At 67.1% G+C, this 10,202-nt stretch carries 7 protein-coding genes; 3 read left to right on the forward strand and 4 right to left on the reverse strand.

Going from position 1 to position 10,202, the window contains the following annotated elements; translation table 11 throughout:
* The first annotated feature begins 210 nt into the window (after nucleotides 1–210).
* The 3 genes from K883_RS16150 to K883_RS16160 all read left to right on the forward strand — a co-directional run bounded on the left by K883_RS16150 (nucleotide 211) and on the right by K883_RS16160 (nucleotide 3,782).
* Nucleotides 211–1,167 (forward strand): alpha/beta hydrolase, encoded by a 957-nt coding sequence (locus K883_RS16150; RefSeq protein ID WP_008255011.1) that lies wholly within the window; start codon nucleotides 211–213, stop codon nucleotides 1,165–1,167.
* 222 nt (nucleotides 1,168–1,389) lie between these two features.
* Nucleotides 1,390–2,541 carry an acyl-CoA dehydrogenase family protein gene (locus K883_RS16155; RefSeq protein WP_051197809.1) on the forward strand — a complete coding sequence of 384 codons (1,152 nt, stop codon included), beginning with the start codon at nucleotides 1,390–1,392 and terminating at the stop codon, nucleotides 2,539–2,541.
* Nucleotides 2,538–3,782: an acyl-CoA dehydrogenase family protein gene (locus K883_RS16160; RefSeq protein WP_020822056.1), complete on the forward strand. Its 1,245-nt coding sequence runs from the start codon at nucleotides 2,538–2,540 to the stop codon at nucleotides 3,780–3,782. Before K883_RS16155 ends, K883_RS16160 begins: the two co-directional genes overlap by 4 nt.
* Here the strand turns inward: K883_RS16160 and K883_RS16165 are convergent.
* The 4 genes from K883_RS16165 to K883_RS16180 form a co-directional block, all read right to left on the reverse strand.
* Complete coding sequence (locus K883_RS16165; RefSeq protein ID WP_020822057.1) at nucleotides 3,779–5,746, reverse strand: SpoIIE family protein phosphatase; 1,968 nt, start codon at nucleotides 5,744–5,746, stop codon at nucleotides 3,779–3,781. The two genes, K883_RS16160 and K883_RS16165, sit on opposite strands and share 4 nt — an antisense overlap.
* 405 nt (nucleotides 5,747–6,151) lie before the next feature.
* Nucleotides 6,152–7,360, reverse strand: coding sequence for an amidohydrolase family protein (locus tag K883_RS16170; protein ID WP_020822059.1), 1,209 nt, complete (start codon nucleotides 7,358–7,360; stop codon nucleotides 6,152–6,154).
* 80 nt (nucleotides 7,361–7,440) lie between these two features.
* Nucleotides 7,441–8,484 carry a hotdog fold thioesterase gene (locus K883_RS16175; RefSeq protein WP_020822060.1) on the reverse strand — a complete coding sequence of 348 codons (1,044 nt, stop codon included), beginning with the start codon at nucleotides 8,482–8,484 and terminating at the stop codon, nucleotides 7,441–7,443.
* A gap of 118 nt (nucleotides 8,485–8,602) precedes the next feature.
* Entirely contained in the window at nucleotides 8,603–10,111 is a 1,509-nt protein-coding gene (locus K883_RS16180; RefSeq protein ID WP_020822061.1) for a class I adenylate-forming enzyme family protein, read from the reverse strand.
* Nucleotides 10,112–10,202 lie beyond the last annotated feature (91 nt).

The following is a 10,202-nucleotide window of genomic DNA, read 5'->3' on the forward strand; positions in this document are numbered from 1 at the left end:
AGTATAAATAGCAACGAATCCCAACGGCTCGCGCGATCGCCACACCCCGGTTAGGCATTGCCGCAACGCGTTCGGCACGGCCGGTCCCGTTCGCCGCGCCGCCCCGGGGCTTTTCGCGCCAATACCCACCTCGTCTGCCTCCGGCCAAATGCGCAGGTCTACCTTGAAGGTGGTTTAGCGTGCATGACGAGCCGGAGAAAACGAATAGGTATGACACAGACGAACCTGGCCCGCCCACACGGCCTCACCCGCATCGACCCGGTACTGCGCGACGCCGCCGTCGAGTTGGGCGCCTTCGAGTTCCGCGCCGAGACACTGGCCGCCGAACGGGAGCACGCCAACCTGCTGGCCGCCCAGCGCGCCGCGGCGGCCGACACCAGCGGCGTCTCGATCGACTCCCGATCCATCGCCGGGCCCGGCGGTCAGCTGGGGCTCCGTTTGTACCGCGGCGACACCGAATCCCCGGCGCCCCTGGTGGTGTACGCCCATGGCGGCGGGTTCGTCACCGGCAACCTGGAGACGGACCATGCGCACTGCGTGGAGTTGGCCCGCGACGGCGGCTGTCTGGTGGTTTCCGTCGACTACCGGCTGGCGCCGGAGAATCCGTGCCCGGCGGCGCTGGACGACGTCGAAGCGGCCTTCCGCTACGTGGTCGACAACAGCGAAGAACTGGACGCCGACGCCGGCCGCATCGCGGTCATGGGGCGCGACGCCGGCGCGGCGCTCGTCGCCGGCCTGACCCAGCGCATGTTCGACCAGGAAGGTCCGGCAATCCTGATGCAGATCCTGCACCAGCCGATGCTCGACTCCGACGCCACGCCGTCGCGTCGCGAGTTCCAGCGCACCCCGGGCCTCAACGGCCCGGCCGTGAGCCGGGCATGGAATCACTACCTCGGCCACGCCAGCGCCAGTGGGCAACACGTCCCGGCGCACCGGGCAAACCTCGAGGGGCTGCCACCCACGTTCGTCAGCTGCTCCGAGATCGATCCCTGCCGAGACGAGGCCATCGACTACGCCAATCGGCTGCTGCACGCTTACGTCCACACCGAATTGCATGTGATTGCAGCGACCTTCAATGGCTTCGACTCGATGGTGCCGGACTGGATTGTTTCCCGGGAGAACCGGGCGCTGCACGCCCAGGCGGTGCGCCGCGTGTTCGCCATGTAGGAACGGCTCGTCCGGGTAAACACGACGGCCCGCGCTGTTCGCCGAGGCGGAAATCTCGTCACCGCTTTTACCGACTGAACTCCGGTATCTCTTACCGTATTGCCCGTTGCTAACATCAGAAATGCCAGCCAACCGAGGACCGATCGGGCGGATGATCAAACACCCAAACCGTTTCCGTTGCACCCGCAGCGATCGAATGTCAAGAAGGATTCCCTCGGCACCATGACCACCATCGACTCCCCCGAAAAGGTCCTCTTCACCTCGACGACCCAGGCCTTTGTCGAAAAGGAAGCGCCGCTGCGCCGGGTGCGGGAGCTACACGCCGAGGGGGCGTCGTTTGACCCAGCGTGGTGGCGGCGCGCCGCAGAGCTCGGGTGGACGGGGCTGCTCGTTCCGGAGGAGCTGGGCGGCGGGAGTGTGTCGGAGAGCGGCTTCGCCGACCTGGCGATGGTCGCCGAGCAGCTCGGAAAGACGGTCGCGCCCGGGCCGCTGTATCCGGTCAGCACCGTCCTGTCGACGCTCGCCGAGTGCTCCAACTCCGAAGCGCACGCCGATGCCATCGAGGCGCTGATCGCGGGTGAATCGGTGGCGTCGTGGGCGGTTTGTGAGCCCGGCCAGGGCTGGGCGCCCCTGGCTCCCTCGGTGACGGCGACCGAAACCGACGCCGGCTACCGCATCGACGGCGTCAAGGACCGCGTCGAGGCGGCCGCCCAGAGCTCGGCGCTGCTGGTGGTGGCGCGCGGCGGCCCGAATGGCGCTGAGATTCGCCAGTTTCTGGTTCCGACGGACGCTCCGGGCGTCAGCATCGAGCCCCAGCAGTCGGTGGACTTGGTCAAGCAATACGCCCGTGTGCGCTTCGACGGTGTCGTCGTGCCCCGGTCTGCGGCCGTCGGCACCGCCGGTGAGACACCCGCACTGGTCGATCGACAAAGCCAGATCGCCCAGGTGTTGCAGTGCGCCGAGGTCGTCGGCGTCCTGCAAACGGTGTTTGACTTCACCGCCCAGTGGGCGCTGGACCGGCACACATTCGGTCGCCCGCTGGCGTCGTATCAGGCCCTCAAACACAAGTTCGCCGACATGAAGCTGTGGCTGGAGGCCTGCCGGGCGACCACGTGGGCGGCGGTGGACGACGTGGCGGCCCGCGCGCCGCAGGCGGGATTGTCGGCCAGCATCGCGAAGTCCTACGTGGGGGAGATGGCCGGCCAGATCGTCCAGGCCTGCGTACAGATGCACGGCGGCATCGGTGTCACGTGGGAGCATGACCTGCACCTGTACCTTCGCCGGGTTACGTTGTACCGCAGCATGTTTGGGACGCCCGAGGAACACAACCTGCGGGTGTACGAGTTCGAAAAGGCGGGTCGTTCGGACAGATGACGCACACCGAATCTGTCGCAGAGTTCGCCGCCCGGGCCAGGGCATGGTTGGCCGACAACATGCCCGCCATCGACCGCGACGCCCCACCACCGGCCCCGCGCGACGACGAGCGGGCCTGGCTGCGGGCCCGAGAACTCCAAAAGCGCTTGTACGACGGCGGATTCGCCGGCATCTGCTTTCCCCGCGAGTATGGCGGTCTGGGCCTGGACTACGAATACCAGAAGGCATTCGACGCCGAAACCCTCGACTACGAAATGCCCCTGATCCTCAACACCCCGACGTTCACCATCTGCTGCGCCACGCTGCTCGACACCGGCAGCGAAGACCAGAAGAAGCAGCACATCGCCGCGGCGCTGCGCGGCGAAGAGGTGCTGGTGCAATTGTTGAGCGAACCCGGCGGCGGATCGGACCTGGCCGGCGTGCTCACCCGGGCCGAGCGCGATGGCGATCGTTGGATCATCAACGGCGCCAAGACGTGGAGCACGAGCGCGTTCGCCGCCGATTACGGCCTGTGCCTGGCCCGCACGAACTGGGATGTGCCCAAACACGAGGGCCTGACCATGTTCCTGGTGCCCATCTCTCATCCGGGAATCACGTTGCGGCACATCACCATGCTGAGCGGTTCCACCGAGTTCTGCGAGGAGTTCCTCGACGGAGTCGACGTTCCAGACGACGCCGTTGTCGGGGAGGTCAATGGCGGCTGGGCGGTGGCCTCGCGACAGCTGTACCACGAACGCCGCGCGGTTGGGCAGGGTTCGGAGTTCGCCAGCGGCGGCGGCAGCGAGGGGGGCAACGCGATCCCGGTCGACTACGTCGGCCTCGTGGAGAAGACCGGACAGGCCGACGACCCACGCGTGCAGGAAAAGGCCGGCAGGGTCCTGGTGCACCGGGCGGTGGCCGAGCAGTTGATCGGCCATGTGTACCGCAGTGTCAGGGACGGCGTCCTGCCGCCGGCGGCCGGAACGCTCATCAGACTGTTCCACTCCGAGACCGTGACCACCGACGTCGACACGGCGTTGGAGATCGCGGGAAGCGCCGGCGTGGTGGGGGAGCAGGGCGCCGGCCTGGAGGCGGGGCTGCGCTACCTGTCGCGGCAGACGGTCGCGATCGGCGGCGGCACAACGGAAATGGCCCGCAACGTGATCGGCGAGCGGGTGCTGGGCTTTCCCCGCGAATACGCCGCCGACCGCGGGGTGCCGTTCAGCCAGGTGCGGCACGGCGAGCGGTCCGAGCGGTCCTAGCCCTCGGCGACGACGTTCTCGGCCAGACCGCTGACCACCGGGATCTGCACCAATGACAAGACGTGGTGCGCCGGGCTTCCCGGCGGGGCAACCAGCACGTACTCACTGCCCTGTCGTTGTGCCCGCTCCCGCGCGGCGGCAAGGGCGCTGACGCCCGACGATCCGAGGTGGGTGACCGCGCTGAGATCGATGGTCAACGGTGCGACGCCGGAACGGCTTTCGACCGCGATCTGACGGTCCAGCGTGGATGCGGTGTTGGAATCGACGTCGCCGCTGACCACGATGCGGCCCGGTTCGGTGACCGCGGAGACGAATTCGGAGTTGACCGTCCGCCGACCGGTCGCGCGGCTGACCAGCGAGTCGGTGACGAAGTCCGCCGGCCGCGACAGGTGGTGCGTCACCCTGGCGGTCGTCCCATCGGGGCCGTGACTGACGTGCGCCTCCGATACCAAGGCTTCGGCCATGGCAAGGCCCCGGCCGCGGCCCGTCTCGCCTTCGCGGTGATCCTTCCACCGTCCGCGGTCGATCACCGAAATGTGCAGATCGCCGTCGCCGGACAGCATCGCTTCGACGACAACGCCGTCGGAGACGTCGGTCGCGTACCCGTGCTCGACCGAGTTCTCGACGAACTCCGAGATCGCGTGCACGACATCGGAGATGTCGTCGGCGGTGGCGCCGATCTCCGCCAGCCACTGCCGGAGCCGGGTGCGTACGGCGCGGGCGGCGTGCAGGGTTGCGTCCAGCGTCATGTTCAGCGGCGCGGGTGGCGTGCGGCGTTGCGCCGCGAGCAGTGTCACGTCGTCGCTGTAGCCAGTCGAGCGCAGCAGCAGTTCCAGTGTCTCCGAACAGATTCGGTCGATCGTTCGCATCGATGATTCGATGACGAAGCCGCGTTGGCCTCCGGCGATATTCGCGGCCAGTTCGGCGAATTCCGCGGTGCTGGCGCCCAGTGGCCGACCGGGCCGCTCGATCAGGCCATCGGTGTACAGCAGGATCGAGTCGCCCACATCGAGGAACTCGGTGCGGACCGGAAACCCGGTGCCGCTGCCGAGCGGACCCGCGCCGGAAGGCTCGAGATAGCGCGAGGTCGCGTCGGACGTCACCAGCAGCGGCGGCGGGTGTCCGGCGGTGCAGTACCGGAATTCGCCGGTGCCGAAATCGAGCGCGCCGACGCAAATTGTGGCCGTGTTCGACCCGGGCACGTGCTTGCGGAACCTGTCGACGGCCTCGAGTGCCTCGGCGATCGGATATCCCGCCACGACCTGCATCCGCAGCGCGGTTCGCAGCTGCGACATCACCGCCGCCGCTTCGACACCATGGCCGACGACGTCACCGACGACGAGAACCAGCCTGTCCCCCAGGGGAATCGCATCGAACCAGTCGCCACCGGCCGCGGTGTCCTCAGCGGCGACGAGATACTGCGCCGTCACATCCGCGCCGGGAATGACGGGCACCGACGGCGCGAGCAACGCCTGCTGCATGACCGTGGCGGAATCGCGGACGTTGCGGTACCGCTCGGACAGCTCCTCGAGGCGAGCCTCGGCGGCCATCCGCGTTTGCACCCGGTCTGTGACGTCGGTGAAGGCCAGCTGCACCCCCTCGATCGTGCCGTCCTCGGCGCGCCGCGCCGTGACGATGAAGTCGAAGAAGTGTTCCTGCGCCTGCCCCGCGCCGTCGAAGTCGGCTTGGACCCGCCACTCTGTTCCCGATTGCGGCTCGCCCGTTTGGTACACCCGGTCGAACATCTGGATGATTTCCTGGCTCACCAGCTCGGGATAGACCTCGCGCGTCAGCAGCCCGATCGAGTCGATGGGCGGACTGAGGACGCGGTACGCCGCGTTGACCGCGACGAATCGGTGCTCGGGCCCCTCGAGGCCGACCAACAGCATGGGGACATGCTCGAAGACGCGCCGCACATCCTCGGCCGCGCCGACCGTTCGGTCCCAGTCCTTTTCGGCCACCATCTGGCCGTTCCTCCTCGCAGTTTTCGACGGGCCTGCGGGCTAATCAGAGTCGTAACCGGGTCAAATCAATCGACCAATTTTGCACACGTAGATGTTCAGATTAGCAATGGTATTAGTTGCATATCGCAACGGTTTGATACCGGAGTGTTACATCCGGCGAATTCAGCGACGCGCAAAATTGACGTTGCCGAAAATCGAGATAGCCATCGGCGGTTGCGCGCGGGTGCGGAAACGCGTTGCCCGAGTGCGCGATCGGCGGCGCCACGCGGACCCGTCACGCCATGCCCACACCTGCAATCGGGTGGATCAACTACGCGCTGCCAACGTGCGAGTGCGCGATGACCGCCCAAAGCACCCGGCGCACATCATGTTTCGGCCGTCCACCGGATTGCGCCCGGCGCGCGATCAGGCCGAGACGGGCTTCTTCGCCGCCGGCGCGGAAACCTTCATCAGCTTCATCAGGTTGCCGCCCATGATCTTTGCCTTGTCCTCGTCGCTGAAATCGACCAGCTCGTCGACGAACGTGATCGGGTCTTTCAGGCCCTCGGGGTGCGGCCAGTCGGATCCGAAGACCACCCGGTCGGTGCCCACCATGTTGACGATCTCGGTGAACCGGTCCTCCCAGAACGGGCTGACGTAGACGCACCGCTTGAACGTCTCGATCGGGTCCTCGGTGAACGCCTGCGGCATCTTCTTGTAGACGCCCTTGAGGCCCCGGAACAGGGTGGGCACCCAGTCGGCGCCGTTTTCGATGGACAGTATCCGCAGGTCAGGGTTACGGGACAGCGCGCCATGGCAGATCAAGGCACCGAACGCATCCTCGATGGGGCGATGGCCCATGGCCAGGCTGCGGAAGGCGGTCGGCTTGAACGGCAGGAACTCGTCGCCCGGTTCCCAGATGTTGAGCAATTCGGAGTAGCCGCTGTCCGAGGCGTGCATCGAAACGGGGATCTCGGCGCGCACGCAGGCCTGCCAGAACGGGTCGAACTCTTCGAGCCCGAACGACCGGCTGCCGCGGTAGCCGGGCACCGGCGCGGGACGCACCAGCACCGTGCGGGCGCCGCGCTCCAGGCACCACTGCAGTTCCTCGAGCGCACGGTCCACGATCGGCAGGGTGATCACCGGGGTGGCAAAGATGCGGTCTTTATAGTTGAACGACCATTGCTCGTACATCCATTCGTTGAGGGCGTGGATGACGTCGTGGGTCATCTCCGGGTCGTCCTTCATGCGCTCCTCGACCAGGCTGGCCAGTGTCGGGAACATCAGCGCGAAGTCGATGCCGAGTTCGTCCATGACCTCCAGGCGCGCGCCCGGTTCGCGGAAGGCCGGGATGGCTTTCATTGGCTCGCCGAGGATTTCGCGATAGCTCTTGCCCTGTGAGCCGTTGCGGAAGTAGTCCTCTTGGGCGCCCGGGCGTGCCACCACCTCGAACGTCGGGTTGGGGATGTATTCGCTGATGTGGCCGCGCACCACGATCTTGGTGCGGCCGCGCACCTGGACGTAGTCGATGACGTTCTTGCGTTTGTCCGGCAGGAACTTGGTGAGCGCCTCCTGCGGCTCGTACATGTGGTTGTCCGCGTCGAAAACGGGGAAGGGAAGCTCGCGAGACGGCATGGCGATCTCCTTGCAAATGGCCTAAATTCTCATTGCGTGGTAACGACGTTACCACCGCTGGGCAGCGAGGGACACCCGCGTTATTCGTCGGCCCGCAGCCCGATCGTCGGCGTCGCGCCGTTGATGATGGCGAAGTTCACGGTGGCCGTGGCGAGCAATTCGTCGTCGCCGTCTCCACCGCCGTCGCCGAAGATGTCCACCTGCATCACCATCGCCCGTCGTCCGGATCGCAACACCTTGGGCACCGCGAACGCCGAGCCCTGGCGGACGGGCCGCAGGTAGCGCACAAACAGATCCGAGGTCGTCATCGTGGTGCCGGGCTCCAGATAATCCAGCCCGAACTGGCCGCCCGCCACGTCCACCAGCGTCGCGATCAGGCCGCCCTGCAGGGCGCCGGAGGTGTTGACGACCTGCGGGCTGACCGGCATGGTCATCGCGAACTCGCCGTTGCGGCTGCCCGGGCGCATGCCGATCTGAGCGAACAGCTCGGCCAGCGACGGCACCGTCGACTCTTCGTCCGTCTCGCGGATGCCGAGCGCGCGGCTGCAGAAGTCGTAGAGGTGGCCCGTATCCACGGGTGCGCCGTTCAATTCCGAACCCAGCCAACGCAATCGCTGCGCGCCCATCACCGTCTGCATGACGATGGCGGCGGCCGCACCGACGTCCAATCCGGGGTTGAAGACGCCCTCGGTGATGCCCTGCCCGACGATGTCGCGAGTCAGCCGGTGCAACGGTGTGAGCACCCGGGCGTAGTCGCGGGGACGGGTCTCGGCCAAGTGCTGGTTGTAGAGGGTCAGCGCTCGATTCAGACTGTCCTGGGTGCTCGATTCCGGCTGCTCGCTGAGCCGATCGATCAGCAATTTCAGCGCCGACGTGCTGTCCAGCCCCGCGGTTTCGGCGCGCCAGGCCTGCACCGATTGGGCGATGGTTCTGTCGAACAGCGCCAGCAGCAGTTCGTCCTTGCTGGCGAAGTGTTGGTAGAAGGCCCGCAGCGACGTCTTGGAGCGGGCGACGACCTCCTGCACCGTGAAGTCGGTGCGTCCCGTCTCGCCCAGGATCGCGACGGCGGTCTTGATGAAGCGGTCGCCGCGCGTCACTTCGGCGTCGTCATTGGGGGCGGTCATCGGCGCTGTTCCCTTCCGTGGCGCAGTCCTTACGCTCTGAGAATGAGGTTACCGCGTCCTCGGGCCCATCCGCGAAGCCAGATGTTCTGGGTCGTCCTGCCGATTGACGGTCGGACGCTCAGCCGCCCCGTGCCTCGATCATCGCCGAGCGGTTGACCTTCGTGGCCGCGGTGCGCGGTATCGCGTCGACGAATTCCACCGTCTTGGGCGCCTTGTAGGGGGCCAGGCGGCTCTTCGCGTAGTCGATCACGCCCTGCTCGGTGAGGGGCTCGGCGCCGTCGGCCTCGGCGCGCTGGATCACCGCGTGCACGCGGCGCCCCCACTGCGGATCGGCAAGCCCGATCACGACGACGTCGGCGATACCTGGGTGGCCGGCCAGCGCCGACTCGACCTCGGCGGGAAAGACATTGGCGCCGCCACTGACGATCATGTCGACGCGGCGGTCCACGATGTAGAGAAAGCCGTCCTCGTCGAGGTGGCCCATGTCCCCGGCGGAGCGGAAGCCGTCCTCGGTCGACGGCAGCGGGGGCGCCCCACCCAGGTAGCGATACCCCGCGCTCATCGGTGCCCGCAGATACACGTCCCCATCCTCGCCGGGACCCAGCGGCCGCTTCTCTGCGTCCAGAATCCGGATCTCGGTGTCCCGGAATCCGCGGCCCACGCTGCCCGGGTGGGCGAGCCACTCGTCGCCGCGCAGCGCGGTGAGCCCCAGGTTTTCCGTCATCCCGTACGCCGTCACGATCTGCTCCGGGCTGAGCAGTTCGAACCACGTATGCAGCAGCGAGGGCGGCATCACCGCGGCGCCCTGCAGGATGAAGACGATGCTGGACAGGTCGCGCTCCCGGACGTCGGGCCGGGCCGCGATGCGCGCCAGCATGGTGGGCGTCGCGGTGAAGTTGGTGATCCGGAAGCGCTCGATCACATCGAGAGCCAATGCGGCGTCGAACTTTTCGAGTATCACCAGATGGTCGCCCGCCAGCAGCATGAGGAAGGTGGCGAAGCCGTTGGTGTGATACATCGGCGCGGGCACCATGATCGTCTGCGGCTGGGAGACCGGTGTCCAGTTCGACAGGAACGGCTCGCCCTGCTGGGGGATCCACAGCGAGGGCGCCAGGTTGAGGATCACCTTGGGCACGCCGGTCGAACCGCTGCTGCAGATCCCGTTGGCGGTCGGGGAGACGGCCACCGGCAGGGGACCGTCGGACTCGGCGGTCGCGCGGGCGTCGAGGTCCCAGCGGCTCTTTTCATCGACGACGACGGCGGGATCGATCACCTCGCGCACCCGGTCGCGCTCCCACTCGGGAAGATCCCAGTGCATGGGCACCGGAACCGCGCCGATCTTCCAGCACCCCAGCGTCGCCAGCACCAGATGCTGGGAATTCGGAATAGCAAGCGCCACAAGGGAACCGATTGCGGCGCCGGAGGCGGCGAGAGCCCGGCCCCACTGGTTGGCGCGGGCGTCGAGCTCACCGAACGTCAGCGTCTGCGCGGTGCCGTCGAGCGCGACGATCGTTACGCCGGCATCGTTCCCACGTTGTTCGGCGAGTTCTCGCAGCTTGGTTCCGAAAGGAACCCCGTCGGCGAACGGGTTCGCCGCCGCTTCGGCCGCGACAGGTTCACTACTCACCTGCGCCGCTCCTCCTCATCGCTTCGCTCTGCATCGTCGCCGGCGGTCACCTGCGCCGCTCCTCCTCATCGCTTCGCTCTGCATCGTCGCC

The sequence above is a fragment of the Mycobacterium sp. TKK-01-0059 genome, assembly GCF_000709305.1.
GTDB classification, from domain to species: Bacteria; Actinomycetota; Actinomycetes; order Mycobacteriales; family Mycobacteriaceae; genus Mycobacterium; species Mycobacterium intracellulare.

Excerpts from the sequence above, each read along its gene's own strand:
- K883_RS16165 (WP_020822057.1), bottom strand. The coding sequence starts at position 5,746 with ATGGTGGCCGAAAAGGACTGGGACCGAACGGTCGGCGCGGCCGAGGAT.
- K883_RS16175 (WP_020822060.1), bottom strand. The coding sequence starts at position 8,484 with ATGACCGCCCCCAATGACGACGCCGAAGTGACGCGCGGCGACCGCTTC.
- K883_RS16170 (WP_020822059.1), bottom strand. The coding sequence starts at position 7,360 with ATGCCGTCTCGCGAGCTTCCCTTCCCCGTTTTCGACGCGGACAACCAC.
- K883_RS16160 (WP_020822056.1), top strand. The coding sequence starts at position 2,538 with ATGACGCACACCGAATCTGTCGCAGAGTTCGCCGCCCGGGCCAGGGCA.
- K883_RS16150 (WP_008255011.1), top strand. The coding sequence starts at position 211 with ATGACACAGACGAACCTGGCCCGCCCACACGGCCTCACCCGCATCGAC.
- K883_RS16155 (WP_051197809.1), top strand. The coding sequence starts at position 1,390 with ATGACCACCATCGACTCCCCCGAAAAGGTCCTCTTCACCTCGACGACC.